Genomic DNA, 26,347 nt, shown 5'->3' with positions numbered 1-26,347 from the left:
AACCCCGAAGGGGCGCCGGACGACCCGTCCGACGCCCCTTCCGGCTTGTCACCGATCGTCAGCGCGCCCCCGCCGCACGGTCGACCGCCTGCGCCTTGAGCGCACGCTCGATCCCGGCCCGGGCCTCGATGACCTGCCGCCGCAGTGCCGGCGCCGGCTCGGCCGCGGCCAGCCACGCGTCGGTGGCCTCCAGGGTCGCGGCCGTCACCTGCAGCGCCGGGTACAGCCCGACGATGATCTGCTGCGAGATCTCGTGGCTGCGGGTCTCCCAGACGCCCTTGACCGCTGCGAAGTACTTCGCCGCGTACGGGGCGAGCAGTTCGCGCTGGTCGGACTGCTGGAAGCCGGCGATCACGGCCTCCTGGACGTAGTTGGTCAGCTTGTCCGACTCCACCACCGACGCCCAGGCCTCGGCCTTGGCCTCGGCGGTCGGCCGGGCGGCGCGGCAGGTGGCCGCGTGCTCCTGGCCGGCCGCGGTGTTGTCCCGCTCCAGCTCGGCGGCGATGAGCGCCTCGTCAGCCCGCCCGGTGGCGACCAGCCGCTCCAGCAGGGTCCAGCGCAGCTCGGTGTCCACCGCGAGGCCCTTGATCTCGACGGAGCCGTCCAGCAGCCCGGCGAGCAGTGCGAGCTGACCGTCGGTCCGGGCGACCGCGGCGAGGGCGCGGGCCCAGGCCAGCTGGTGGTCGCTGCCGGGCTCGGCGGCACGCAGGTGCTCCTCGGCGGCGGCGGCCCAGCGGGCGAGGCCTTCCTCGCGCCAGTCCGGGTCGGTGTACGCGTCGAGGGCGAGCTTGACCTGGCGGTGCACGGACTGCACCACGCCGATGTCGGACTCGCGCCCGATGCCGGAGAGCGCGAGCGACAGGTAGTCGCGGGCGGCGAGTTCGCCGTCGCGGGTCATGTCCCAGGCGGAGGCCCAGCACAGCGCGCGGGGGAGCGATTCGGTGAAGCCGCCGAGGTGTTCGGTGACGACGGCCAGCGAGTCCTCGTCGAGCCGGATCTTGGCGTACGACAGGTCGTCGTCGTTGAGCAGCACGACGGCCGGGCGGTGACGCCCGACCAGCTGCGGCACCTCGGTGCGCGGCCCGTCGACGTCCAGCTCGACCCGCTCCGTCCGCACCAGCGAGTCGCCGTTGAGCTCGTACAGGCCGATGGCGATGCGGTGCGGCCGCAGGACGGCCTCGCCCTTGGCGCCGGCGGGCAGCGCGGGGGCCTCCTGCAGGACCGCGAACGACTCGATCTCGCCGTCCGTGTTCAGCACCAGCGACGGCCGCAGCACGTTGATGCCGGCGGTCTCCAGCCAGGCCTTGGACCAGGCCTTGAGGTCGCGGCCGCTGGCCTCCTCCAGGGCGCCGAGCAGGTCGCTGAGCCGCGTGTTGCCCCAGGCGTGGCGCTTGAAGTAGGCCTGCACGCCCTGGAAGAAGGCGTCCTGGCCGACGTAGGCGACCAGCTGCTTGAGCACCGAGGCGCCCTTGGCGTAGGTGATGCCGTCGAAGTTGACCTGGACGTCCTCCAGGTCGTTGATGTCGGCCATGATCGGGTGGGTGGAGGGCAGCTGGTCCTGCCGGTAGGCCCAGGTCTTCATCTGGTTGGCGAAGGTGGTCCAGGAGTGCGGCCACCTGGAGCCGGGGGCCTCGGCCTGGCAGACGGCCTCGGCGAAGGTCGCGAAGGACTCGTTCAGCCAGAGGTCGTTCCACCACTCCATGGTGACGAGGTCGCCGAACCACATGTGGGCGAGCTCGTGCAGGATGGTGGCGGCGCGGGACTCGTACGCGGCGTCGGTGACCTTGGAGCGGAACACGTACTGGTCGCGCAGGGTGACGGCGCCCGCGTTCTCCATCGCGCCGGCGTTGAACTCCGGGACGAACAGCTGGTCGTACTTCGCGAACGGGTACGGGAAGTCGAACTTCTCCTGGAAGTAGTCGAAGCCCTGCTTGGTGACCTCGAAGATGGCCTCCGGGTCCAGGAACTCGCGCAGCGAGGGCCGGCAGTAGACGCCGAGCGGCACCTTCTGCTCGCCGTTCTCGTAGCTGTCGAAGACGCCGACGTACGGGCCGGCGATCAGCGCGGTGATGTAGCTGGAGATCCGGCCGGTGGGCTCGAACTTCCAGACCTGGGTGGCACCGTCGCCGACCGGCTCGGGCGTCGGGGTCGGCGAGTTGGAGACCACGACCCAGCCGGTGGGGGCGGTCACGGTGAACGTGAACGCGGCCTTCAGGTCGGGCTGTTCGAAGCTGGCGAAGACACGGCGGGCGTCCGGCACCTCGAACTGGGTGTACAGGTAGGTCTCGCCGTCGACGGGGTCGACGAACCGGTGCAGGCCCTCACCGGTGTTGGTGTACGCGCAGTCGGCGACGACCCGCAGCTCGTTCTCGGCGGCCAGGTTCGGCAGCGGGATGCGGCTGTCGGCGAAGCTCGCCGGGTCGAGCGGCGCGCCGTTGAGGGTGATCTCCTCGACGCTCGGGGCGACGAGGTCGATGAAGGTCTCCGCACCGGGCGTGGTGGCGGTGAACCGGACCACGGTGGTGGACCGGAAGGTGCCGCCTTCACGGGCCGAACCGAGGTCGAGCTCGATGTCGTACGCGTCCACGTGGAGGAGGTCCGCCCGGGTGCGGGCCTCCTCGCGGGTCAGGTTTGTGCCGGGCACTCGCTGCACTCCTTTGTCAGGCTGATGGTGCGAATCCTCGCATGTCCCAACGCACGGGCCCGCCGAATAATCGCAGGCGGGGCGGGCCCGGGCCGTTCGCCCGTGCCCGCCCCGCCCGCGCCGGTCGCGACCTGGGGTGATGTCCCCCGGAGTCGCCTCCCCGGCGTCCGGTGTCACCTCCCCGTGTCACTTCCCCGGGGTCACTTTCCTGGCGTCACTTCTTCCACTTGGTCAGCGGACCGTCCGAGGAGCTGTAGCGACGGAAGGCGTACACCGCGGCGCCGTCGTCCGAGATCAGGTACTCGGAGGTGCTGCTGCCGATGTCGAGGCTGTTCGGCATCGCGAGGGTGCCGATGTCGGTCATCGAGCCGTCGGTCGGCGAGAGCGTCACGAGGCGGGCCGGCTTGTCGTAGCCCTGCTCGACGACGGCGCGGATCTTGCCGTCCTTGTCGGTGCCGGACACCAGGCGCATGTCGTTGCTGGACGAGGACGTGGTGGCCGACCAGAGGCGCTTGCCGGTGTTCAGGTCGTAGGCGTTGATGCCCGGCTTGGTGCCGCTGACCTGGACGTACAGGGTGGAGCCGCTGACGACGTTCCGGGTGATGGCCTCGTCCTGGCCGGACAGGCGCAGGCTGTCCGAGCCGGGCTCCTTGACGGACATCTGGGTGCCCGGCTTGTTGTCCTTGTCGAACGGCAGGACGTAGTCGCCCTGCGGGCCGTTGGTCATCAGCAGCACGAGCGGCTTGTCCTGGACGACCTGGTCGACCTGCTCGATGCTGCCGGTCAGGGTGATCGGCGTGCTGGCGGCCTTGCCGGTGTCGGCGTTGACGATGACGAGCTGCGACTTCGGGCCGCTGCCGCCGTAGCAGCGGTCGCTGACCGCGATCTGGGCGCCGGCGGTGCGGCCGCGCACGGTGCAGTCCTTGTCGCGCGGCTGGTACTGCCAGGCGGGCTGGCCGTTGGCGATGTTGAGGGCGCCGACCGCGTTGCCGCCGATGGCGACCACGTTCTCGGTGACGCTCAGCGTCGGGGAGGACATCCGGTCGGCCGAGACCTTGACGCTCCAGAGCAGCTTGCCCTGGGCGAGGTCGACGGCGCCGACGGTGGAGCAGTCGCTGTCACCGGTGTTGAAGGAGACGGCGGCGATGTTCTTGGAGTTGGCCGCGTACGAGGCGGTGCACATCTCCTTGCTGCCGGCCGGGACGGGGATGGTCCAGGCCTCCTTGCCGTCCGTCAGGTTGTAGGCCTTGATGCCGCTGCTGTCGACGCGGATGGCGTACTTGTCGGTGCCCCAGACGCCGAGCATCTGGTTCGCGCCGTCCGTGTTGGCGCCCTTGGGGGCGTTCCAGGCGACGTTGAAGCCGGCGCCCTTGCCGCCGGGGCCGGGCGCGGGGCTGTTGTTGCTGTCCGGGCCGGCGCTGGTGGTGTCGTTGGCGTTCGGCGTGGGGCTCGGGCTGGGCTCCTTGAGCAGCACGACCAGGGCGATCACGATCGCGATCGCCAGCACGCCGCCGATGATCCCGCCCCACAGCATCACGGGGTTGCGCTGCTTGGGCGGCACGGGAGCACCGGGGTAGCTGTACCCGGGCTGCTGCTGCGGGTAGTTGTAGCCGCCGGTGTTGTAGCCCTGCCCGGGGTCCGGGGCGCCGTACGGGGCACCGGGCACCGGGTCGTACGGGCCGACCGGCGCACCGGCCGGGGGCGGCGGGGCCTGGGTGGGGAAGCCGGTCGCGGTCGGCGCGTACGCCGCGTACTCGGCGCCGCCGACCGGCGGTTGGGCGGGCGGCTGCGCGGGCGGTGCCGGCGGCTGGGCGGGCGGCGGCCCGGCCTGCCCCGGGATGGCCGAGCCGTCCAGCTGCGTCATCTGGTCCGCGACGGCGGCAGGATCCACGCCGCCGCCTGGCGGGCGTCCGAACGAGACGCCCCGGTTGTCCTGCGGACCGCTGCCAGGCGTTTCGCCTGCCCCCGGCGTAGGGTGATCCCCTGCCATCTGATTCCCCGTCATGTCTGGATGCGTCCCCCTGCCGGTACCGTCCTCGGTTCCGGTGGGACGCCTGAGAAGTGGGCACCATGGTAGTGGTGCGTGGTTTTCGGCCGCTGCCAGGACCGCCCAACCCCGACGTCACAGGTCCAGGCCGCGCAACACCTTCACCCCCCGATCACCCACCCCCCACCCCCGACACCCCGACGTGACCCGCCCCCGCGCCCGGCCATCCGGCCCCCGCCCCCTGACTCTGCCCGCCGCCAGGCGCCCCCCATCCCCGGCCATCCCGCGCCCGCCCCCGCGCCCGGGCATCCGGCCCCCGCCCCCTGCCTCTGCCCGCCGCCAGGCGCCCCCCATCCCCGGCCATCCCGCGCCCGCCCCCTGCCTCCGCCCGCCGCCAGGCGCCCCCCATCCCCGGCCATCCCGCGCCCGCCCCCGCCCCCGGGCCGTACCCTTCAGGAGTTGAAGGGGAAGCCCGGCGGAGGGTTCCCCGCCCTGGGAGGGTGGATCATGTCGACGGACACACCGGGCTCGCAGTCGTCCCTGCACCGGGCGAACCTGGAGCGGGTCCTGCGCGCGGTGCGGATGGCCGGTTCGCTGACCCAGGCCGAGATCGCCCGGGGCACCGGCCTCTCCGCGGCCACCGTGTCCAACATCGTGCGGGAGTTGAAGGAGAGCGGCACCGTCGTGGTCGCCGACACCTCCTCCGGCGGCCGCCGCGCCCGCAGCGTCTCGCTCAGCGGGGACGCCGGCATCGTGGTCGGCATCGACTTCGGCCACACCCACCTGCGGGTCGCGGTCGGCAACCTGGCGCACCGGGTGCTGGCCGAGGAGAGCGCCCCGATCGACGTGGACGTCTCCGCGCAGCAGGGCTTCGACCGCGCCGAGGCGATGGTGGAGCGCCTGCTGGCGCAGGCCGGTTTCCGCCCGGACAAGGTGATCGGCGTCGGCCTGGGCGTGCCCGGCCCGATCGACGTGGAGACCGGCGCGCTGGGCTCGACCGCGATCCTGCCCGGCTGGACGGGCATCGCCCCGGGCAAGGAGCTGGGCGAGCGGCTGGGCATGCCGGTGCACGTGGACAACGACGCCAACCTCGGTGCGCTGGGCGAGCTGGTCTGGGGGCCGGCCGCGGACTGAGCGACCTCGCGTACATCAAGGTGGCCAGCGGTGTCGGCGCCGGCCTGGTGGTCAACGGCCAGATCTACCGCGGCCCGGGCGGTACGGCGGGTGAGATCGGGCACATCACGCTGGACGAGGCCGGGCCGGTCTGCCGCTGCGGCAACCGCGGCTGCCTGGAGACCTTCGTCGGTTCGCGCTACCTGCTCTCCCTGCTCAGCTCCACCCTGGGCCCGGACCTCTCGTTGCCGCGGGTGGTCGAGCTGGCCCAGCAGGGCGACCTCGGCTGCCGCCGGGTGATCGCCGACGCCGGCCGGCAGATCGGCACCGGTGTCGCGACCCTGTGCAACCTGCTCAACCCGCGCCGGGTGATCCTGGGCGGCGACCTCGCCGAGGCCGGTGAGCTGGTGCTCGCCCCGATCCGGGACTCGGTGGCCCGCTACGCGATCCCCAGCGCCGCCCGCCAGCTCTCGGTGGTCCCCGGCACCCTCGGCGGCCGGGCCGAGGTACTGGGCGCACTGGCGCTGGTGATGAGCGAGATGGGCGAGTCCGGAGCCCTCGGCCGGTCCTAGCACCTGCCGAACCACGAACGGCGCCCGCCGAACCACGCCCGGCTCCCGCTAGGACCGCACCCGCCGCCGTCCAAGCCGCACCCGCCGACGTCCCCCGTCATAAAGGTGGTCGAACACCCGGGCGTCAACCCACGGTGACGCGCATCCCCCGGCCGACCTCCGGGAATGGCAGTGACCGAACGGTGGCACCGGGCGCGCCGCTCGGTGCCCGGCAGGCGGACATTAGACTCGACCGGTCGGTACCGGCCGCGACCACCGGCCTGCCGCCGGACCGGGCAGCGACGCCCGTCGGACCGTCCGTGGTCCGCGAACACTGAACGAGGAGGAACGGGTGGCCCTGCTGACCCGCATTCGGGGACCGCGCGATCTCGACCGGCTCACGCCCGGACAGCTGGCCGCACTGGCCCAGGAGATCCGGACCTTCCTGGTGACCGAGGTCTCCAAGACGGGCGGCCACCTCGGCCCCAACCTCGGCGTGGTGGAGCTCACCATCGCGCTGCACCGGGTCTTCGACTCGCCGCGCGACCGCATCCTCTTCGACACCGGCCACCAGAGCTACGTCCACAAGCTGCTCACCGGCCGCCAGGACTTCTCCCGCCTGAAGATGAGCGGCGGCCTGTCCGGCTACCCGTCGCGGGCCGAGTCCGAGCACGACGTGATCGAGAACTCGCACGCCTCCACGGTGCTCTCGTACGCGGACGGCCTGGCCAAGGCCAACAAGATCCAGGGCAAGGCGGACCCGGTCGTCGCCGTGATCGGCGACGGCGCGCTGACCGGCGGCATGGCCTGGGAGGCGCTCAACAACATCGCCGACGCCAAGGACCTGCCGGTCGTCATCGTCGTCAACGACAACGAGCGCTCCTACTCGCCGACCATCGGCGGTCTGGCCAACCACCTCGCCACCCTGCGCACCACCCAGGGCTACGAGCGCTTCCTGTCCTGGGGCAAGGACGCGCTGCAGCGCACCCCCGTGGTCGGCCAGCAGCTGTTCGAGACGCTGCACGGCGCCAAGAAGGGCCTCAAGGACTTCATCGCCCCGCAGGGCATGTTCGAGGACCTCGGCCTCAAGTACATCGGCCCGATCGACGGCCACGACCTGACCGCCCTGGAGTCCGCGCTGACGAAGGCGCGCGGCTTCGGCGGCCCGGTGATCGTGCACTGCCTCACCGAGAAGGGCCGCGGCTACCACGCCGCCGAGAACAACGACGAGGACCGCTTCCACGCGGTCGGCGTGATCCACCCGGACACCGGCCTGCCGGTCAAGAGCTCGGGCAAGGACTGGACCTCGGTCTTCGGCGAGGAGATGGTCGCGCTCGGCCACGAGCGCGAGGACATCGTCGGCATCACCGCCGCGATGCTGCACCCGGTCGGCCTGGCCCCGTTCGCCGAGGCCTTCCCGGACCGCATCTTCGACGTCGGCATCGCCGAGCAGCACGCCGTCACCAGCGCCGCCGGCCTGGCCACCAACGGCCTGCACCCGGTGTTCGCGGTCTACGCGACCTTCCTGAACCGCGCCTTCGACCAGGTCCTGATGGACGTCGCCCTGCACAAGCTGGGCGTCACCTTCGTGCTGGACCGCGCCGGTGTCACCGGGACGGACGGCGCCTCGCACAACGGCATGTGGGACATGTCGATCCTCCAGGTGATCCCGAGCCTGCGGCTGGCCGCCCCGCGCGACGCCGACCAGGTACGGGCGCAGCTGCGGGAGGCCGTCCAGGTCAAGGACGCCCCGACGGTGGTCCGCTACTCCAAGGGCACGGTCGGCCCGGCCGTTCCCGCGGTCGGCCGGGTCGGCGGCATGGACGTGCTGCGCGCCGCCGAGGAGCCCTCCGGCGTCCACCGCGCCGATGTGCTGATCGTCTCGGTCGGTGCGATGGCCCCCACCAGCCTGGAGGTCGCCGACCTGCTGGCCGCCCAGGGCATCACCGCCACCGTGGTGGACCCGCGCTGGGTCAAGCCGGTGGACGCGGCCCTGCCAGGCCTGGCCGCCGAGCACCGGGTGGTCGTCACGATCGAGGACAACGGCCGGGTGGGCGGCGTCGGCGCGGCCGTCGCCCAGGCGCTGCGGGACGCGGACGTGGACCTGCCGGTCCGCGACTTCGGAATCCCGCAGGAGTTCCTGGACCACGCGAGCCGGAACGAGATCCTGGCGGAAATCGGTCTGAACGCCCCGGACATCGCCCGCAAGGTGACGGCCCTGGTCGCCCGCCTGGACACGGCGCGGGTCGAGGCCTGACGAGGGGCCTCGGCGACGCGGTTCGCCCGTGCTCCGATCGGCCGACGACTGTTCGTCGTAATGTCGTAACAGTTCGTCACGGAACAAGCTGACAATCGCACTGAAAGGCGGGACCGGCGCGGATCGCGCCGATCCCGCCCGGTAGGTTGTCAACCGTGCCGACCCCCACCCGCCTCCGCCTCGCCGGACTGGCCGACCGCCTGCCCGAGCGCGTCCGTACCCACGTCCGTACCGGGTACTGGACCAGGCTGGTGCCGGTGCTCACGCTGGTCGCGCTGCTCACCCACATCCCCTCCTTCGCCCGGCCCGTCTGGAGCCCGGACGAGGGCTTCCTGGCCACCCAGGCCCGGATGCTGGCGGACGGCGGGGTGCTCTACGACACCGTGGTGGACCGCAAGCCCCCGTTGCTTCCCTGGCTCTACCAGGCCTGCTTCGCGGTCTTCGGCTCCGCCTCGCTCTGGCCGCTGCGCACCCTGGCCGTGGTGGCCCACCTGGTCACCGCGATCTTGCTGGCCTCGATCGCCCGCGGCCGCTGGGGCAACCGGGCCGGCGCCGGCGCGGGACTGCTCTACCTGCTGGTCTCCATCGGGCTCTCCCCGGAGGACACCCAGGCGGCGACCTTCGAGGTCTTCATGCTGCCCGCCATGGTGGCCGCCTTCCGGTACGCCGAGCGGCGCCGCTGGCTGGCGGCGGGCATCGCGGTGGCGCTCTGCTCGCTGACCAAGCAGACCGGCGGCGCGGTGCTGCTGCCGGTGCTCTGGATGTTGTTCCAGGACGCCCGCCGACGCGGGGTGCGCTGGCCGCCCGCGCTGTTCAAGATCGGCTTCGGCTTCACCCTGCCGATAGCGCTGGTCGCGGTGATCCTCACCAAGCCCAAGGGCTTCCTCTTCTGGGTGGTCACCGGCAGCGGCGACTACGCCACCTTCGGCGGCGCCTGGCTGCAGATGATCGGCCGCGCTCTGGGCAACTCGGCCATCCTGGCCGCGGCCGGCCTGGGCTTCCTCTACCCGGTCGGACGCCGGCTCTGGCTCAAGCACCGCCACCGCCCGCTGCCGGTGGCCGGCGAGGAGCACGGCTCGACCACCGACCTGTGGGTGTGGCTGCTCTCCTCGGTCGTCGCGGTCAGCGTCGGCTTCCACTTCTTCGGCCACTACTACCTGCAGCTGATCCCGCCGCTGGTGCTGCTGGGCACCGGGGCGGTTGCCACCTCGGCGATCCGCTGGAAGCCCGTCCTGGTGTACACCACGGTGGCCGCCACGGTGTTCTGGGGCCTGGCGCTGGCCTGGCCGGGGGAGCGGCTCAACCGCACCACCGAGGTCGCCACCGCCGTCGCCGCGCAGACCACCCCCAAGGACACCGTGCTGGTCTGGGGCATGCACCCCGAGCTGTATTGGCTGGCCGGCCGCAAGCCCGCCACCCGCTACCTGACCGCCGGCTTCCTCACCAACTACAGCGGCGGCAAGGACGGCAGCCAGAACGTGGGCGAGCAGTTCAGCGTCTCCAACGCCTGGCAGACCTTCGACAAGGAGCTGGCCAACGGTCTGCCCGAGGTCGTCGTCGACGACTCCGGCATCGCCCCGTACCAGCCGGTCATGGTCCCCCGGATCGAGAACCTGCTGGACACCCACTACGAGATGGTCGGCGTCTTCGCCGACACCGTGGTCTACCGCCTCAAGCACTGAACGTCCCTACGCGCGCCCCTCCTGAAGAGGCGCCCGTACACACGAAGGAGCCCCGGTGACCACCAGGTCACCGGGGCTCCCGCGTTTCACGGAGCTACGCCCTACGCGGGCACCGAGGCCACGCCGGGGGCCAGGAACGGCTTGCCGTTCACCCGCTCCGAGACGCCCTCACGGTCCAGGTACGGGGTGATCCCGCCCAGGTGGAAGGGCCAGCCGGCACCGGTGATCATGCAGAGGTCGATGTCCTGCGCCTCGGCGACGACACCCTCCTCCAGCATCAGGCCGATCTCCTGCGCGACGGCGTCCAGGGCACGGGCGCGGACCTGCTCCTCGGTGAGCACCGAGTCGCCGAAGGTCAGCAGCGCCAGCACCTCGGGGTCGAGGACCTGCTGCCCGTCCACCCAGGTGTAGAAGCCGCGCTTGCCGGCCTTGACCACCTTGGCGAGGTTCTCGGAGACGGTGAACCGCTCCGGGAAGGCGCCGTGCAGGGTCTCCGACACGTGCAGCGCGATGGCCGGACCGACCAGCTCCAGCAGCACGATCGGGGACATCGGCAGGCCGAGCGGCTCGACGGCCTTCTCGACGTCGGCGATCGGGGTGCCCTCGTCGATGATGCCCTGGATCTCGCCCATGAAGCGGGTCAGGATCCGGTTCACCACGAACGCCGGGGCGTCCTTGCAGAGCACCGAGGTCTTCTTCAGCTTCTTCGACACGGCGAAGGCGGTGGCCAGCGACGCGTCGTCGGTCTTGTCGCCGCGGACGATCTCCAGCAGCGGCAGGATCGCGACCGGGTTGAAGAAGTGGAAGCCGACGACCCGCTCGGGGTGCTTCAGCTTGGAGGCCATCTCGGTGACCGACAGCGAGGAGGTGTTGGTCGCCAGCACACAGGTCGGCGAGACCACGTTCTCCAGGTCCGCGAAGACGGTCTGCTTGACGCCCATCTCCTCGAACACGGCCTCGATGACGAAGTCCGCGTCGCCGAAGGCGACGGCCTTGTCGAGCGAGCCGGAGACCAGGCCCTTGAGGCGGTTGGCCTTGTCGCTGCCGATGCGGCCCTTGGAGAGCAGCTTGTCGATCTCGGCGTGGACGTAGCCGACGCCCTTGTCGATGCGCTCCTGGTCGATGTCGGTGAGGACCACCGGCACCTCCAGACGGCGGGCGAACAGCAGCGCCAGCTGCGAGGCCATCAGACCGGCACCGACGACGCCGACCTTGGAGACCGGGCGGGCCAGCGACTTGTCCGGCGCACCGACCGGGCGCTTGGCCCGGCGCTGCACCAGGTTGAAGGCGTAGATGCCGCTGCGCAGCTCGCCGCTCATGATGAGGTCGGCCAGGGCCGCGTCCTCGGCGTCGAAGCCGGCCTGCAGGCTGCCCTTCTCGGCGAGGTCGGCGTCCTTGACCAGGGCGATGATGTCCAGCGCCTTGTACGCGGCCGGAGCGGCCCCGTGCACCTTGGCGTCGGCGACCAGACGGCCCCAGGCGACGGCGTCGTCCCAGGCCTTGCCGCGGTCGATCGCCTCGCGCTCGACGACGACGTCGCCCTTGAGGACCTTGGCGGCCCACAGCAGCGACTGCTCCAGGAAGTCGGCCGGCTCGAAGATCGCGTCCGCGATGCCGAGCTCGAACACCTCCTTGCCCTTGAGCTGCTTGTTCTGGTTCATCGAGTTCTCGATGATGACCTTGATCGCCTTCGAGGGGCCGATCAGGTTCGGCAGGATGGTGCAGCCGCCCCAGCCGGGCACGAGGCCCAGGAAGACCTCCGGCAGCGAGAAGGCCGGGACGCCCGCGCTGACCGTGCGGTAGGTGGCGTGCAGGCCGACCTCGACGCCGCCGCCCATCGCCGCGCCGTTGTAGAAGGCGAAGGTGGGGACGGGCAGCGCGGCGATCCGCTTGAAGACCTCGTGGCCGCCCTTGCCGATCGCCAGCGCGTCCTCGTGCTGCTTCAGCAGCTCGACGCCCTTGAGGTCGGCGCCGACCGCGAAGATGAACGGCTTGCCGGTGATCGCGGCGCCGACGATCTTGCCCTCGGCGGCCTCGGCCTCGACCTGGTCCAGCGCCTCGGACAGCTTGAGCAGCGAGCCCGGGCCGAAGGTGGTCGGCTTGGTGTGGTCGAAGCCGTTGTCCAGGGTGATCAGGGCCAGCTTGCCGGCCTGCAGCGGCAGGTCCAGGTGGCGCACGTGCGCGGTCGTGACGACCTCGCCCGGGAACAGCTCGGCGCCGTGCTGCAGGAGCTCAGTGGTGTTGGTCATGCTCACTTACCACCCTCGAAGTGCGGGTTCTCCCAGACGATGGTGCCGCCCATGCCGAAGCCGATGCACATCGTGGTGAGGCCGTAGCGGACGTCCGGGCGCTGCTCGAAGCGGCGGGCCAGCTGGTTCATCAGGCGCACGCCGGAGGAGGCCAGCGGGTGGCCGAAGGCGATCGCGCCGCCGTACGGGTTGACCCGCTCGTCGTCGTCCGCGATGCCGTAGTGGTCGAGGAAGGCCAGCACCTGGACGGCGAAGGCCTCGTTGACCTCGAAGGCACCGATGTCGTCGATGGTCAGGCCGGCCTTGGCCAGCGCCTTCTCGGTGGCCGGGACCGGGCCGATGCCCATGACCTCGGGCTCGACGCCGGCGAAGGCGTAGGAGACCAGGCGCATCTTGACCGGGAGGCCGAGCTCCTCGGCGACGTCCTCGGCGGCCAGCAGCGAGGCGGTGGCACCGTCGTTCAGACCGGCCGAGTTGCCCGCGGTGATGTTGCCGTGCGGACGGAACGGGGTCTTCAGACCGGCCAGGCTCTCCATCGTGGTGCCCGGGCGCAGCGGCTCGTCCACGGTGGCCAGGCCCCAGCCGGTCTCGCCGACCTCGGGGTTGGTGTTGCGGATCGAGATCGGCACCAGGTCGGGCTGGATGTCGCCGTTGGCGTACGCCTTGGCGGCCTTCTCCTGGGAGCGCACGGCGTAGGCGTCGCAGCGCTCCTTGGTGATGTGCGGGAACCGGTCGTGCAGGTTCTCCGCGGTCATGCCCATGAACAGGGCGGACTCGTCGACCAGCTTCTCGGAGACGAAGCGCGGGTTCGGGTCGACGCCCTCGCCCATGGGGTGACGGCCCATGTGCTCGACGCCACCGGCCACGACGATGTCGTAGGCGCCGAAGGCGATGCCGCCGGCGGTGGTGGTCACGGCGGTCAGCGCGCCGGCGCACATGCGGTCGATCGCGTAGCCGGGCACGGACTTCGGCAGGCCGGCCAGCAGAGCGGCGGTGCGCCCGATGGTCAGACCCTGGTCGCCGATCTGCGTGGTGGCCGCGACGGCGACCTCGTCGATGCGCTCGACGGGCAGGTTCGGGTTACGGCGCACGAGCTCCCGGATGCACTTGACGACGAGGTCGTCGGCGCGCGTCTCGTGGTAGATGCCCTTCGGGCCGGCCTTGCCGAACGGGGTGCGGACGCCATCGACGAAGACGACGTCCCTCGCGGTACGAGGCACGGGGGCTCTCCTCCCAGGGACCAACATTTCGAGGTGGGCAGGCTGCCGCCGTCGAAGACCCGAGCGGCGCCGCTTCACCGTCATGCTACCGGTCGGTAACCAACCTGCCCAGGCCCCTCGGAGGGTTCCCCCCGTGTGTCCCGCGCCACGTCCGACCAGGAACGCTCCTCCGGGACGACGAAGGGGATGCCGTCCGCACGGACGGCATCCCCTTCGGAGGCCCTGCCGGGTTCAGTCCCGGTCAGCCTGGCATCAGTCCTGGTTCGCGGCCGCGGTCGCGGCCGCAGCGAACGCGGCGGCCAGCACCGGCGCCACCAGGTCCACCTGCCACTGCCGGGCGCCGAGCCGGCGCAGCGCGGCGGCCACGCCTTCGGCGCTCCGGTCCGCCGGCGGCTCCCAGGACACCCGCCGGACCAGGTCCGGGGTGATCAGGTTCTCGGCCGGCAGGTGGTGCCGCTCCGCCAGCTCGCTGACCGCGCTGCGCGCACCGGAGAGCCGGGCGGCGGCCACCGGGTCCTTCTCGGCCCAGGCCCGGGGCGGGGGCGGCCCGTCGTGCGGCGCGGCGGCCGGCGGCAGCTGGTTCTCCGGGATCTCCCGGCCGCGCTGCACGGCCGCCAGCCACTGCTCCAGCTGGCGCCGGTGCACCCGCGGGCCGAAGCCCTGGACGGCCTGCAGGGCGGCGGTGTTCAGCGGCATGGCCAGGGCGGCGTTGACGATCGCGGCGTCCGAGAGCACCCGGCCGGGGGAGACGTCGCGCTCCTGCGCCATCCGGTCCCGGGCCAGCCACAGCTCGCGCACCACGGCCAGCTGACGGCGCCGACGGACCTTGTGCAGCTGCGAGGTACGCCGCCACGGGTCGGTGCGCGGGGCCGGCCGGGGCGCGGCCGCGATCGCGGCGAACTCCTCCAGGGCCCAGTCGAGCTTGCCCTGGGCGTCCAGCTCCTGTTCGAGTGCGTCGCGCAGCTCGACCAGCACCTCGACGTCCAGAGCGGCGTAGCGCAGCCAGGGCTCGGGCAGCGGGCGGGTGGACCAGTCGACCGCCGAGTGCTCCTTCGCCAGACTCAGCCCGAGCACGTTCTCGGTCATCGGCCCGAGGCCGACCCGGGCGAAGCCGGCGATCCGCCCGGCCAGCTCGGTGTCGAACAGCCGTCGGGGTCTCATGCCGACCTCGGCCAGGCAGGGCAGGTCCTGGGTGGCTGCGTGCACCACCCATTCGGCGTCCTGGAGGGCGGCGCCGAGAGCGCTCAGGTCGGGGCAGGCGATCGGGTCGATCAGAGCGGAGCCGGAGCCGGCGCGGCGCAGCTGGATGAGGTAGGCGCGCTGCCCGTAGCGGTAGCCGGAGGCCCGCTCGGCGTCGACGGCGACCGGTCCGGTGCCCGCAGCGAAGGCGGCGATCGTCGCGGCCAGCGCCTGCTCGTCCGCCACGACGGGCGGGATCCCCTCCTTCGGCTCAAGGAGCGGGACCGGGGCTGCTTCTTCTGGGATGGCTGCTACGGCGTCGGTCACCCACCAAGGGTACGACGGTCCTCGCGGCCGGGAGTGTTGTCGGACTGGTCAGACAGTCAATCGCCCGCTCGTCTCCGGGGCGCTCTGACCCGGCGCCGACGGTCGTCGCTCCCTCGCTCCGCTCCCTCCCTCCCTCCTTCCTTTCGGCACCGGCGCGCCCCTTCGGCTCGGGGCGGGATCGCCCGCTCGCCTCCCGGGGGTGGCTCGGGGCGGGGTCGCCCGCTTGCTGCCGGGGCCCGGACGGCGGGCGGCGGCCGAGGAGGAAACGTTCCTCCTCGGCCGCCGCGGCGGTCCGGAGCGCTCGGCTCAGTGGATGATTCCGGTGCGCAGTGCGACGGCGACCATCCCGGCACGGTCGCCGGTGCCCAGCTTGCGGGCGATCCGGGCGAGGTGGCTCTTCACGGTGAGAGCCGACAGCCCCATCGCCACGCCGATCGCCTTGTTCGACTGCCCTTCGGCGACCAGCCGCAGCACCTCGACCTCGCGGCCGGACAGCTCGCGGTAGGCGGTCGGCTGCGGGCCCTGCGCACCGGGGGCTCCGGGGGCGCCCGGTGCGCCGGCTGCGCCCGGCATGCCCGGCATCCCGGGGCGGCGCATCCGCCCGGCCAGTCCGCCGGCGCCGATCGGCAGGCCCGGGCGGCCCGGCATCGCCACGTTCGTGCGGGTGCCGGTGACCACGTAGCCCTTGACGCCGCCGGCCAGCGCGCTGCGGACCGCGCCGATGTCGTCGGCGGCGGACAGGGCCAGGCCGTTGGGCCAGCCCGCGGCGCGGGTCTCGGCGAGGATGGTGAGCCCGGAGCCGTCCGGCAGGTGCACGTCGGCGACGCAGATGTCGCGCGGGGTGGAGACCCGGGGACGGGCCTCGGCGATCGAGGACACCTCGATCACGTCCCGGACGCCGAGCGCCCACAGGTGACGGGTGACGGTGTTTCGGACGCGGGGATCGGCGATGACCACCATGGCGGTGGGCTTGGTCGGGCGGTAGGCGACCACGTTTGCGGGGTGCTCAAGAAGGACCGACACCAGGCCTCCTGCGGGGAGTGGCGGACGGAACCCCGATGGGGGCGGTCGGAGTGTTCCGCGTTCGGAAAGGGTCACAGTCTGCTTCGGCAGCAACCGTGCCCGGCTTTAGCGAAAGATCACGATCTAGTGAGTAACAATACGGACAAATCGCGCAAATGATTGATGCGACATGCCTGGTATTCGCACAAAATCGATCAGATCCGACACCAATCGGTCGGTATCGACCGGTTAATTGACGCGGAGCTGGTCCGAAGTCACACTCCGTCAGCCCTGGGGGTGGCGTCCGGCCGTCCGGTGCCGTCGGGCCCGGACGCCACTCGTCAGTGCGACCGGGGGCGTCGCCGTGCGGGCATCGGGACCACTCCACCGAGTGACGGCACCTCGGCGGGCCCCTGCGGGGCCGGAGTGGCCGGCGGCAGGCCGGCGCCGATGCAGAGCAGGTCCGCCCAGGCTGCCAGGTGCCGCTCGAAGCGGCCGTCGGCCGGCGTCCAGGAGGCCCGGATCTCGATCTCGTTCGAGGTCGGGCGGTCCGCCAGACCGCCGAAGTACTGGGAGGCGCACCGGGTCACCGTGCCGGAGGGCTCCGCGTACCCGGCGCCGTGCGTCTGCAGCGCGTCGAGCAGCCAGGCCCAGCCGACCTCGCAGAGCATCGGGTCGCCGGCCATCTCCGGCTCCAGCTCGGCCCGGGTCATCGTGACCACCCGGAACTCCCCGTTCCAGGCCTCCTGGCCGGCCGGGTCGTACAGCAGCACCAGCCGGCCGTCCGCCAGCTCCTCGCCGTCCACCTCCACCGCGGCGGTCACCGCGAACGCGTACGGAGCGAGCCGGCGCGGCGCCGGTGCGGGGGAGAGCTGCACCTCGGGCCGCAGCCGGGCCCCGTCCAGGGCCGCCACGGCGGCCCGGAACTCGTTCGGCGCCCCCTCGTGACCCGTTCCGCCACCTGCTCCGCCACCCTGCGCGGGGTGCCCTCCGACCGCTGCCATGACCCGAAGACTAGGTCGAAAACCCGGGTTATCGCCGCAACTTCTCTCCCAGCGGCGTGCCGGAACGGCAAACCCGGGCAGATCTTGGAGGAACCCACGAGACCGGCCGGAAAAGCGGCCCGGGGGCACATGCGAAGATTTGAGGCGTGAGCGAGACAACGGCAGACACGACGGCGGCCACCCACGACGGCCCGACCACCCCCGCGCGCCGCGGCGCCGCGTACGACTCCGCGTTCCTGCGCGCCTGCCGGCAGGAGCCGGTACCGCACACCCCCGTGTGGTTCATGCGCCAGGCGGGCCGCTCGCTGCCCGAGTACCTGAAGATCCGCGAGGGCATCCCCATGCTGGAGTCCTGCATGCGGCCCGAGCTGGTCAAGGAGATCACCCTCCAGCCGGTGCGCCGGCACAAGGTGGACGCCGCGATCTTCTTCAGCGACATCGTCGTCCCGCTCAAGGCGGTCGGCATCGACGTCGACATCAAGGCCGGCATCGGCCCGGTCATCGCCGACCCGATCCGCACCTTCGAGGACCTCAAGCGGCTGCGCCCGCTGGAACCGGACGACGTCCCCTACATCACCGAGGCCGTCGGCCTGCTGGTGGACGAGCTCGGCGAGACCCCGCTGATCGGCTTCGCCGGCGCGCCCTACACGCTGGCCAGCTACCTGGTCGAGGGCGGTCCGTCCAAGAACCACGAGAACACCAAGGCCATGATGTACGGGCAGCCCGAGCTGTGGGCCGCCCTGGTGGACCGGCTCGCGGACATCACCTCGGCCTTCCTCAAGGTCCAGATCGAGGCCGGCGCCTCGGCGGTCCAGCTGTTCGACTCCTGGGTCGGTTCGCTCGCGCCGGCGGACTACCGCCGCTCCGTGATGCCGGCCAGCACCAAGGTCTTCGACGCCGTCGCCGGCTACGGCGTGCCGCGGATCCACTTCGGCGTCGGCACCGGCGAACTGCTCGGCCTGATGGGCCAGGCCGGCGCGGACATCGTCGGCGTCGACTGGCGGGTGCCGCTGGACGTGGCCGCCGAGCGGGTCGGCCCGGGCAAGGGCCTGCAGGGCAACCTCGACCCCGCGGTGCTGTTCGCCCCCACCGAGGTCGTCGAGGCCAAGGCCCGCGAGGTGCTGGACGCCGCCCGGGTGCTCGGCGGCAGCGGGCACATCTTCAACCTCGGCCACGGCGTGATGCCGTCCATGGACCCGGACGCGCTCAGCCGCCTCGTCGCCTTCGTCCACGAGGCCAGCGCGCGCTGACGCCCCCGCCGCGGCGGGCCCTCCGGTCAACGGCGGGCCCGCCACCGTCGCGGTCAGTCCTCGGCGTCGCCGGCCTCCTCGGGCTCGGCCCGGACCGCGGCCGGGCGGCGACGCCTCCGGTAGCGGTACGCCAGGGCCGCCGGCACGCCCAGCAGCAGGAGGAAGGGCGCCGCCGCGGCGAGGGCCACGGCCAGCGCGCGGACGATCGTCACCAGGACGTGCCAGCCGCCGCCGAGCGCCGAGCCGACCGAGTCGCCGAAGCCCTCGTTCCTTTCCCCGGGCGCCGGGGTCGCCGACGGCGTCGCGGCCTCGTGCTGGACCTCCAGGGTGACGGTGGAGTAGGAGGTCCTGGCGGACAGCTCCTTCTGCTGCTTCTGCAGCGACTCCAGGTCGGCCTCGCGGCGGCTCAACTCCGCCTCCAGCGAGGTGATCTCGCTCAACGACGCGGCCTGCGCCATCAGCGCCCGCACCCGGTCCACGCTCGCCTGCTGGGTCTGCACCCGGCTCGCCACGTCGGCGACCTGCTGGGTCAGGTCGTCCGCCTGGCTCTTGCGGGACAGCACCTCGCCCAGGGCGGCGAGCCGGTCCAGGGTCTGCTGGTACCCGGCGGACGGGACTTTGAGCGTCAGCTGCCCGGACTCGCTCCCGGGGCCGCCGTAGACCGACTCGGCACCGACGTAGCCACCCGATGCCGTCGCCAACTCCCGGGCCTTGGCGAACACTTGGGGGACGTCCCGGGAGCGCAGGGTGAGCTGTGCGGTGTACGCGATCAGCCGGCTGTCGGCGACCGGGGTGACCCCGGCCGCCGCCGGGCCGCCGGAGGGCCGGGCCGCCGCGCCGCCCGGTTCGGCCGGGGCCGCCGCCGCGTCGTTCTTGGCCGCGCCCGCGCTACTGCCCCCACCGCCGGCCGCGCTGCAGCCCCCCGCCAGCAGCACGGCCGCGGCCACCACCGCCCCCAGTGCGCCGGCTCTCGTTCGTCCACCCCTCATCGGGCCCCTCCCCAAGTCCGTTGACAGTTCTCCCCATTGGACGAGAGGGCCGGCCGAACGGACCCATCCCGGAGATTCCGGGTCGATCACGAGTCGGCGGCGGGCCGGACACGCGCGCCCTACCCGGCGGTGACCTCGATCCCGGCCCGGCGCAGCAGCGCGGCCGTCACGCCGTCGCCCGGGCGCAGCTCACCCGTGAACGTTCCGTCGTACACCTGCCCGCAGCCGCAGGACGGGCTGCGGGCCATCAGCACCGCCCGGCGCGCGCCCGCGGTCTCGGCGGCGGCGAGGGCCGCCCGGGCGCCGGCCAGGAACTCCGCGGTGCAGTCCGCCCCGGTCGCGTCCACCACCCGCGCCCGGCCGTCCAGCACGTCCGCGCCGTCCCCGCCCACGATCTCGGCCGGCGGCCGCGGCGTCGGCAACCCGCCCGCCCCCTCCGGGCACACCACCACGGCCCGCCCCTCCTCGACCAGCCGCACGGCGTCGTCGGAGGTCTTCGCCCGCCCGTCGTACCGACAGGGAATCCCGGCCAGACACGCACTCACCATGATCGGTTCCATGGCACACAGGCTAAGCAGAGGCTCATGGTGCCCCGAAACTCGCTACCTTGGGACTCATGAGCGAGCTGCCGGACTGGATGTACTCGCCCAGAGACGAAGGCTGGTTTGCCGACGACCTCGACCATCTGCCGCAGGCACCGCGTCGTCACGGACCTCGTCTACGCGCTGCGCCGCCAGGTGCCGAAGGGGCACCGGGTCGGCAGGGAGATGTCGATCAAGCTCGACAAGCGGAACCGCCCCGAGCCGGACGTGCTCGTCGTCAGGGCCGAGTTCGAGCCGGATCGCACCCAGTTCACCCCCGAAGAGGTGGCCCTCGTCGTCGAGGTGGTCTCCCCTGAGTCCGCGCACCGCGACCGCACGGTCAAGTTTCGCAAGTACGCCGAGGCAGGTATTTCGCACTACTGGATCGTCGAGGAGGAGGACGGTCTTCCGGTCGTGCACGTCTTCGAGCTGGAGCCGGCGACTTCCTCCTACGTCTCCGCCGGGATTTTCCGGGGACAGCTCGTACGCCCGGTGCCTTTCCCGATCGAGATCGACCTGGCCGGGCTGGGGCCCGACAGCGGGCGTGCAGCGGATTGAGGCCTTCGGATAAAGACCTGCGAGACTGCGAGGCATGTCGGATGCACAGGTCGTCGTCGTCGGTGGTGGGATCGCGGGGCTGGCTGCGGCCGCCTTCCTGAGTGGGGCGGCCGGGGGGCGGCGCGGGCCCGGGTGACGTTGCTGGAGGCGTCCGGGCGGGTCGGCGGGAAGCTGTGGGGCGGCGAGGTCGGCGGGGTCCGGGTGGACCTCGGGGCCGAGTCGGTGCTGGCCCGGCGGCCGGAGGCGGTGGAGCTGGCGCGGGCGGTCGGGCTGGGCGGGGAGCTGGAGCCGCCGACCACCGCGAAGGCCGCGATCTGGACCCGCGGGGCGCTGCGGCCGCTGCCGGGCGGGCAGGTGATGGGCGTGCCGGGGGACCTGGCGGCGCTGGAGGCCTCCGGGGTGCTCACCGCCGAGGGGCTGGAGCGGGCCCGGCACGAGGAGCCCACCGAGGTGGGGGAGGACGTCGCGATCGGCCGTTACGTCGCCGACCGGCTGGGCCGGGAGGTGGTGGACCGGCTGGTCGAGCCGCTGCTGGGCGGCGTCTACGCCGGGCGCGCCGACGAGATCTCGCTGCGGGCCGCCGTTCCGCAGCTGCTGGCGGTCGCCCGGGGCGGCGGTTCGCTGGTCGAGGGCGTGCACGAGCTGGCCTCGCGCCCGCAGGTGGTCGGCACCCCGGTGTTCAACGGCCTGCGGGGCGGCCTCGGCACCCTGCCGGAGGCGGTCGCGGCGGCCTGCGTCAAGGCGGGCGTGGACCTGCGCACGGACGCTCCGGTGGACGGGCTGCGCCGCACCCCCGGCGGTTGGCGGGTGGTGACCGGCAGCGAGGTGCTGCACGCGGACGCCGTGGTGCTGGCCGTGCCGGCCCCGGCCGCGGCCCGGCTGCTGCGCGAGGACGCCCCGGCGGCCGCCGCCGAGCTGGACGCCGTCGAGTACGCGGGCATGGCGCTGGTGACGCTCGCGTTCCGACGCTCAGACCTGGCCGAACTCCCCACCGGCAGCGGGTTCCTGGTGCCGCCGGTGGACGGAAGGCGGATCAAGGCGTCGACCTTCTCCTCCAACAAGTGGGGCTGGCTGGAGCGCTCCGCGCCGGACGCGTTCCTGCTGCGCACCTCGCTGGGCCGGCACCGCGAGGACGAGGCGCTGGGCCTGCCGGACGAGGAGCTGGTGGCCCGCTCGCTGGCGGACCTGGAGGAGGCGATCGGGCTGACCGCCCGGCCGTACGACACCTTCGTGTCGCGGTTCGCGGCCGGCCTCCCGCAGTACCCGGTGGGCCACCCGGGCCGGGTGGCCCGGGTGCGGGCGGCGGCCGAGCGGGTGGGCGCGCTGGCGCTGTGCGGCGCCGCGTACGACGGGGTGGGCATCCCGGCGTGCATCGCTTCGGCGGCCGCAGCGGTGGCCGCCGTCGACAGACTGTTGACCCCGGCGACCGGGGACGGTTCCACGGAGAGGACAATGGGCGCATGACTGAGACCGTTGAGCGGCAGCCGGAGCAGCAGCCCGAGAAGAAGAAGGCACGCGACCTGAACCAGGTCATCCGCTACACCATGTGGTCGGTGTTCAAGCTCAAGGGCGCCCTGCCCGAGGACCGTGCCGGCCTGGCCGCCGAGGTGGACGCGCTGTTCGAGCAGCTGGCCGAGAAGGACGTGACCGTTCGCGGCACGTACGACGTCTCCGGTCTGCGCGCGGACGCCGACATCCTGGTCTGGTGGCACGCCGGTGACTCGGACGACCTGCAGGAGGCGTACAACCGCTTCCGCCGCACCGGCCTGGGCCGTCAGCTGGAGCCGGTCTGGTCGAACATGGCGCTGCACCGCCCGGCCGAGTTCAACAAGTCGCACATCCCGGCCTTCCTCGCCGACGAGCGCGCGCGCGACTACGTCTGCGTCTACCCGTTCGTGCGCTCCTACGAGTGGTACCTGCTGCCGGACGAGGAGCGGCGCGCGATGCTCGCCGAGCACGGCATGATGGCGCGCGGCTACCCGGACGTGCGGGCCAACACGGTGGCCTCGTTCGCGCTCGGCGACTACGAGTGGCTGCTCGCCTTCGAGGCGGACGAGCTGCACCGGATCGTCGACCTGATGCGCGACCTGCGCCCGTCCCGGGCCCGGCTGCACGTCCGCGAGGAGGTGCCGTTCTTCACCGGCCGCCGCAAGCCGGTCGGCGAGCTGCTGAACGGCCTGGTCTGAACGGCCTGGTCTGAACGGCCTGGTCCGAACGACCGCGCGAGCTTCGGAGGCCGGTTCCCCGGGTACGGGGGGCCGGCCTCCGGCGTTGCTGCGCCCGCTCCTCCCGGCTCGGCCGCGGTGCGGTCAGCCGCGGTGCGGGCGCAGGGCGGCGCGCAGGCGGGCGTCGGGGAGGACGGCGGGGCCGTTCATGGCGACGGCGGTGAGCAGTTCGCGCTCCTCGTCGTCGGCGAGGCCGCGCTGGCGGGCCGGGCGCACCCCGCGCAGTACCTCCTGGCCGATCGGGGAGGCCCAGCGGGTGTAGGGGTAGACGTCGACCCGGGCCATCAGCAGGGTGCCGGAGGTGAGCACCAGCGGCAGCGAGAACCAGGCGAGCGGGGAGAGGGTGTCACCCCCGGTGAAGCCGCTGACGGCCAGTGAGGCGGCCAGCAGGAGCAGCGACAGCAGCAGCGCGTGCCGGACCTGCCGGACCACCACGACGGTGTTGCGCTGCACCAGGGCCGGCGTGGCCAGGCCGGCCAGGGCGAGCCGGGCGCCGATCTCCAGCACGGTGGGGTGCTCGGCCATCGCCCGGCGCAACTCGTCGGTGCGGCACTGGCCCTCGGGGCCGACGGTGGTGATGACCGCCCGTTCCAGGCGGCTGCGGCCCTTGGGGTCGACCACGGTGGTCCAGCCGGTGTGTGCCAGGTGCAGCCGGCCCCGGCCGGCCATCAGGACCAGGGCCAGCTCGACCACCCGGTCCGGGCCGCCGGCCAGGTAGGCCGTCTCGTACAGCCCGATGCCGACCGCCTCGGGCGGGCGCAGCCCGTCCTGGTCGGCCAGGGCGTCGGCGGTGGCGGTCATCCGGACCAGCCGGAGGCAGGAGAGCACCGCCACGACACAGGCCGGTATCAGGAAGAGCAACCACATGACCTTGTTGTATGCCTGGCCCGATGGCGCGGGGAACGCCTTCCCGGTCCGCGATACCGAACTGTGACGTCAGCCGTGGGGGTGAACCCTTCGCGGGGTGGGCGTCAGGAGCCGCAGCTCGACCCGCAGCTGGAGCCGCAGCTGGAGGACGAGGAGCTGCAGCTGGAAGAGGACGAACCGCAGCTGCTGGAGGACGACCCGCAGCTGGAGGACGAGGAGCCGCAGCTGCTGGAGGACGAGCCGCAGCCGCTGCTCCCGCCGCAGCCGGAGGACCCGGAGTCGGAGGAGCCGCACCAGGAGGCGGGCGAGGAGGAGCAGGTCGAGGTCGCGCAGCTGGAGGTCGAGGACGAGCCGGAGGACGAGGACGACGACGAGGACGAGGAGAGGAACGAGGAGGCGCCGGCGGCCTGCCGCACCGCCTCCTCCTCGGCCTCCGCGGCCAGCATCGTGGCCTCCAGCTCCGGGTTGTCCAGTCCGGCGGCGGCCAGCCCGCCGAGGGCGAGCGCGCCCAGCAGTGCGCCGCCGGCCAGCTGGGGCGACACGCCGGAGTGCGGCGTCCACGGCGAGCCGTCCATCAGGGCCAGCTGACGCCGGCCGGCCGGGGTGATCCGGCCCTTGACGGGCCGGGTGGCGAGCAGTGCGAAGACGCCGCCGACCAGCAGGAAGAGCGGGATCCCGAGGTTGGGCCGGTCGTGGCCGTAGGCGCCGTCGTCGAGCAGTACGGCGGCGACGGTGAAGGCCACGACCACGAGCAGTGCGAGCCAGAGCAGTCGGCGGGCATTCCGGGCCCGCTGCAGCCGCTCGGGGCGGCGCAGCAGGCCGCGGTCGGCGAGCCGGTCGCCGATCTCCTGGACGGCGGCGGAGCGCATCACCATGCGGCGCAGCGGGGCGAGTTCGCGGCTCCCGCCGGGGCCGACGGCCTCGTGGATCGCCTGCTCGACCGCGTCGTACGGCTTGCCGCCGGTGAGTGTGACCAGGCCGGAGCGGCTGATCACGGCCTTCTCGCCCAGGTGCATCCGGACCAGGGCGGTGTCGACCACCCGGCTCGGCCCGCCGGCCAGGAAGGCGGCGTCGAGCAGCGGCAGGCCGCGGCCGGGCAGGCCCTTGGCGTACCGGACGTGGCCGATCCGCTGGCGGCTCTGCGCGGCGTAGAGGGCGGCGGCCGCCAGCAGGACGGCCGGGATGAAGAAGAAGCTGTTGTGCCACATGGGCGGTTCCCCCGAGGTGATGACGATGGGTCGCCGGCCGGGCGGGGCCCGGCGGGCGGTGAGACGGTACGGCCGTCGAGCCGTCGAGCCGTCGAGCCGTCGCTAGCCGCGCAGGGCCCGGCGCAGGCGGGCGAGCGGGCCGGGCGGCCGTACGGGTGCCGGGTGGAGCCACTGGTCCAGGGCCCGGCGGTGGTCGGCGGCCGGCGGGCCGCCGTCGGTGAGCGCCCACGCGGCGAAGGACCGGGCGTCGGCGCGGTAGCCGCCGGTCTGCGGGTGGGTGCGGGCGTAGTCGAGGAAGAGCGGCCCGTACTGCGCGCCGAGCAGGCGGGGCAGGTCCGGGGCCACCTTCGCGGTGGTGTCGCGCCGTTTGGCGGCGAGGCCGGTGGACTGGGCACGGACCCGGGCCGGGTCGAAGCCGGGCGGGACGGGCCCGCCGGCCACCAGGGCGGCCAGCAGCTCCTCCTGCCGCCGGGCCAGGCGGGCCCGGGCGGCTTCGGTCGCGGACGTGCTTTCCGGGTCCGTCATCACCGGGTGCTCCCCTCCAGCACCCGGCGGATGGCGTCCAGTTCACCGGCCAGCTCGCTGGGCGGCGGGAAGTTCGCGTCCCGCTCCAGCAGGACGCCGGGCGGTGCGACCCGTGCGCACAGCTCGGCCAGCACCTCCAGCACCGGTGCGGTGACGGGGTGGGCGTGCGTGTCGTGCCAGACGCCGTCGACCAGGGTGCCGCCGGCGACGTGCACGTAGGCGAGCGCTTCCAGTGGCAGGCGGTCGAGTTCGGCGGCCGGGTCGACGCCGAGGTTGACCCGGTTGGTGTGCAGGTTGGCGACGTCGATCAGCAGCCGGACGCCGGTCCGGTCGACCAGCTCGGCGAGGAACTGGCCCTCGGTGAACTCGTCGTCCGGCCAGGCGAGTTGGGCGGCGATGTTCTCCAGGGCGAGCGGCACCGGGAGCTGGTCCTGGGCGATCCGGACGTTCTCGGCGATCACCCGCAGCGAGTCGCGGGTGCGGGGGACGGGCAGCAGGTGCCCGGCCTCCAGGCCGCCGGCCCGGACGAAGGCCAGGTGCTCGGTGACCAGCGGGGAGCCGAGCGCCAGCGCGGTGTCGGCGAGCCGGCCGAGGCGGCCGGGGTCGGGCAGGTCGGCGCCGCCGAGGCCGAGGCCGACGCCGTGCGGGACGACGGTGACGCCGCGTCCGCGCAGTGCGGTCAGGGAGTCGGGCAGGTGGTCGGCGCAGATGTTCTCGGCGACCACCTCGACCCAGTCCAGGCCGGGTTGGCGTTCGACCACGGTGTCGATCTCGCTGCGCCAGCCGAGGCCGACGCCCAGGCGGGCGGGGCCGCCGGCGGCCCGGACGGACAGGTCCAGAGCAGGGGAAGTCATCGGTGCGCCCCCTTCGGAGGGCCAGGTGGGAAGGGCCGTCGGGCGGTGCGGGCGTCGTCGCCAGGACCGCGCGGC

General features: G+C 72.9%; 16 protein-coding genes and 3 pseudogenes. 7 read left to right on the top strand and 12 right to left on the bottom strand.

Going from position 1 to position 26,347, the window contains the following annotated elements:
• Window positions 1-58: 58 nt before the first annotated feature.
• Both pepN and CRP52_RS08810 read right to left on the bottom strand, forming a co-directional pair.
• Window positions 59-2,644, bottom strand: coding sequence for an aminopeptidase N (gene pepN / locus CRP52_RS08815; RefSeq protein ID WP_097235889.1), 2,586 nt, complete (start codon window positions 2,642-2,644; stop codon window positions 59-61).
• Window positions 2,645-2,858: 214 nt separating this feature from the next.
• Window positions 2,859-4,535, bottom strand: a complete 1,677-nt coding sequence (locus tag CRP52_RS08810; protein WP_143685693.1) for an outer membrane protein assembly factor BamB family protein — start codon at window positions 4,533-4,535, stop codon at window positions 2,859-2,861.
• Between the two features lie 603 nt (window positions 4,536-5,138).
• On the opposite strand from CRP52_RS08810, the pseudogene CRP52_RS08805 reads away from it, so the two are divergent.
• The 3 genes and pseudogenes from CRP52_RS08805 (at window position 5,139) to CRP52_RS08795 (ending at window position 10,234) form a co-directional block, all read left to right on the top strand.
• A pseudogene (locus CRP52_RS08805) lies at window positions 5,139-6,316 on the top strand (ROK family transcriptional regulator).
• A gap of 331 nt (window positions 6,317-6,647) precedes the next feature.
• Window positions 6,648-8,552, top strand: a complete 1,905-nt coding sequence (gene dxs, locus CRP52_RS08800; RefSeq protein ID WP_097235887.1) for a 1-deoxy-D-xylulose-5-phosphate synthase — start codon at window positions 6,648-6,650, stop codon at window positions 8,550-8,552.
• 155 nt (window positions 8,553-8,707) lie between these two features.
• Window positions 8,708-10,234 (top strand): ArnT family glycosyltransferase, encoded by a 1,527-nt coding sequence (locus CRP52_RS08795; RefSeq protein ID WP_257032369.1) that lies wholly within the window; start codon window positions 8,708-8,710, stop codon window positions 10,232-10,234.
• A 101-nt stretch (window positions 10,235-10,335) separates the two neighbouring features.
• On the opposite strand, the gene CRP52_RS08790 is transcribed toward CRP52_RS08795, so the two are convergent.
• The 5 genes from CRP52_RS08790 to CRP52_RS08770 all read right to left on the bottom strand — a co-directional run bounded on the left by CRP52_RS08790 (window position 10,336) and on the right by CRP52_RS08770 (window position 17,215).
• Window positions 10,336-12,483: a 3-hydroxyacyl-CoA dehydrogenase NAD-binding domain-containing protein gene (locus CRP52_RS08790; RefSeq protein ID WP_097235886.1), complete on the bottom strand. Its 2,148-nt coding sequence runs from the start codon at window positions 12,481-12,483 to the stop codon at window positions 10,336-10,338.
• A 2-nt stretch (window positions 12,484-12,485) separates the two neighbouring features.
• Complete coding sequence (locus CRP52_RS08785; RefSeq protein ID WP_097235885.1) at window positions 12,486-13,703, bottom strand: thiolase family protein; 1,218 nt, start codon at window positions 13,701-13,703, stop codon at window positions 12,486-12,488.
• 252 nt (window positions 13,704-13,955) lie between these two features.
• The gene (locus CRP52_RS08780; RefSeq protein WP_097235884.1) at window positions 13,956-15,209 is read right to left on the bottom strand and encodes an HRDC domain-containing protein; all 1,254 of its coding nucleotides are present in this window, start codon (window positions 15,207-15,209) and stop codon (window positions 13,956-13,958) included.
• 306 nt (window positions 15,210-15,515) lie between these two features.
• Window positions 15,516-16,232, bottom strand: a complete 717-nt coding sequence (locus CRP52_RS08775) for a response regulator transcription factor (protein ID WP_030056011.1) — start codon at window positions 16,230-16,232, stop codon at window positions 15,516-15,518.
• A 320-nt stretch (window positions 16,233-16,552) separates the two neighbouring features.
• Complete coding sequence (locus CRP52_RS08770) at window positions 16,553-17,215, bottom strand: DUF3000 domain-containing protein (RefSeq protein WP_097235883.1); 663 nt, start codon at window positions 17,213-17,215, stop codon at window positions 16,553-16,555.
• 146 nt (window positions 17,216-17,361) lie between these two features.
• On the opposite strand from CRP52_RS08770, the gene hemE reads away from it, so the two are divergent.
• The gene (gene hemE, locus CRP52_RS08765; protein WP_097235882.1) at window positions 17,362-18,465 is read left to right on the top strand and encodes a uroporphyrinogen decarboxylase; all 1,104 of its coding nucleotides are present in this window, start codon (window positions 17,362-17,364) and stop codon (window positions 18,463-18,465) included.
• A gap of 53 nt (window positions 18,466-18,518) precedes the next feature.
• On the opposite strand, the gene CRP52_RS08760 is transcribed toward hemE, so the two are convergent.
• Window positions 18,519-19,454 carry a DUF4349 domain-containing protein gene (locus CRP52_RS08760; RefSeq protein WP_097235881.1) on the bottom strand — a complete coding sequence of 312 codons (936 nt, stop codon included), beginning with the start codon at window positions 19,452-19,454 and terminating at the stop codon, window positions 18,519-18,521.
• A gap of 119 nt (window positions 19,455-19,573) precedes the next feature.
• Window positions 19,574-20,014 (bottom strand): DUF523 domain-containing protein, encoded by a 441-nt coding sequence (locus tag CRP52_RS08755; protein WP_097235880.1) that lies wholly within the window; start codon window positions 20,012-20,014, stop codon window positions 19,574-19,576.
• Between the two features lie 56 nt (window positions 20,015-20,070).
• Here CRP52_RS08755 and CRP52_RS08750 point away from each other — a divergent pair.
• The 3 genes and pseudogenes from CRP52_RS08750 (at window position 20,071) to hemQ (ending at window position 22,779) form a co-directional block, all read left to right on the top strand.
• Window positions 20,071-20,593 (top strand): annotated as a pseudogene (locus CRP52_RS08750) (Uma2 family endonuclease).
• A gap of 132 nt (window positions 20,594-20,725) precedes the next feature.
• Window positions 20,726-22,057: a protoporphyrinogen/coproporphyrinogen oxidase gene (gene hemG, locus CRP52_RS08745; protein ID WP_441349055.1), complete on the top strand. Its 1,332-nt coding sequence runs from the start codon at window positions 20,726-20,728 to the stop codon at window positions 22,055-22,057.
• Complete coding sequence (gene hemQ / locus CRP52_RS08740) at window positions 22,054-22,779, top strand: hydrogen peroxide-dependent heme synthase (protein ID WP_097235879.1); 726 nt, start codon at window positions 22,054-22,056, stop codon at window positions 22,777-22,779. The genes hemG and hemQ overlap by 4 nt, the downstream gene beginning before the upstream one ends.
• A gap of 123 nt (window positions 22,780-22,902) precedes the next feature.
• On the opposite strand, the gene CRP52_RS08735 is transcribed toward hemQ, so the two are convergent.
• From CRP52_RS08735 to CRP52_RS08725, 3 genes and pseudogenes are all read right to left on the bottom strand, one after another.
• Window positions 22,903-23,685, bottom strand: coding sequence for a TIGR04222 domain-containing membrane protein (locus CRP52_RS08735; RefSeq protein WP_097235878.1), 783 nt, complete (start codon window positions 23,683-23,685; stop codon window positions 22,903-22,905).
• 104 nt (window positions 23,686-23,789) lie between these two features.
• The gene (locus CRP52_RS08730) at window positions 23,790-24,893 is read right to left on the bottom strand and encodes a TIGR04222 domain-containing membrane protein (RefSeq protein WP_097235877.1); all 1,104 of its coding nucleotides are present in this window, start codon (window positions 24,891-24,893) and stop codon (window positions 23,790-23,792) included.
• A 102-nt stretch (window positions 24,894-24,995) separates the two neighbouring features.
• Window positions 24,996-26,272, bottom strand: a pseudogene (locus CRP52_RS08725) (DUF692 domain-containing protein).
• Window positions 26,273-26,347: the final 75 nt, after the last annotated feature.

It is taken from the genome of Streptomyces sp. 1331.2, from assembly GCF_900199205.1.
In the GTDB taxonomy this organism is placed as follows: Bacteria; Actinomycetota; Actinomycetes; order Streptomycetales; family Streptomycetaceae; genus Kitasatospora.
The sequence above is the reverse complement of the archived record's forward strand: the minus strand, read 5'-3'. Positions and strand labels throughout refer to the sequence as shown.

What these genes read in the sequence shown, in the direction of transcription:
- hemQ (WP_097235879.1), top strand. Translation starts at nt 22,054, where the DNA reads ATGACTGAGACCGTTGAGCGGCAGCCGGAGCAGCAGCCCGAGAAGAAG.
- CRP52_RS08790 (WP_097235886.1), bottom strand. Translation starts at nt 12,483, where the DNA reads ATGACCAACACCACTGAGCTCCTGCAGCACGGCGCCGAGCTGTTCCCG.
- CRP52_RS08770 (WP_097235883.1), bottom strand. Translation starts at nt 17,215, where the DNA reads ATGGCAGCGGTCGGAGGGCACCCCGCGCAGGGTGGCGGAGCAGGTGGC.
- CRP52_RS08730 (WP_097235877.1), bottom strand. Translation starts at nt 24,893, where the DNA reads ATGTGGCACAACAGCTTCTTCTTCATCCCGGCCGTCCTGCTGGCGGCC.
- CRP52_RS08755 (WP_097235880.1), bottom strand. Translation starts at nt 20,014, where the DNA reads ATGGAACCGATCATGGTGAGTGCGTGTCTGGCCGGGATTCCCTGTCGG.
- CRP52_RS08735 (WP_097235878.1), bottom strand. Translation starts at nt 23,685, where the DNA reads ATGTGGTTGCTCTTCCTGATACCGGCCTGTGTCGTGGCGGTGCTCTCC.
- CRP52_RS08760 (WP_097235881.1), bottom strand. Translation starts at nt 19,454, where the DNA reads ATGAGGGGTGGACGAACGAGAGCCGGCGCACTGGGGGCGGTGGTGGCC.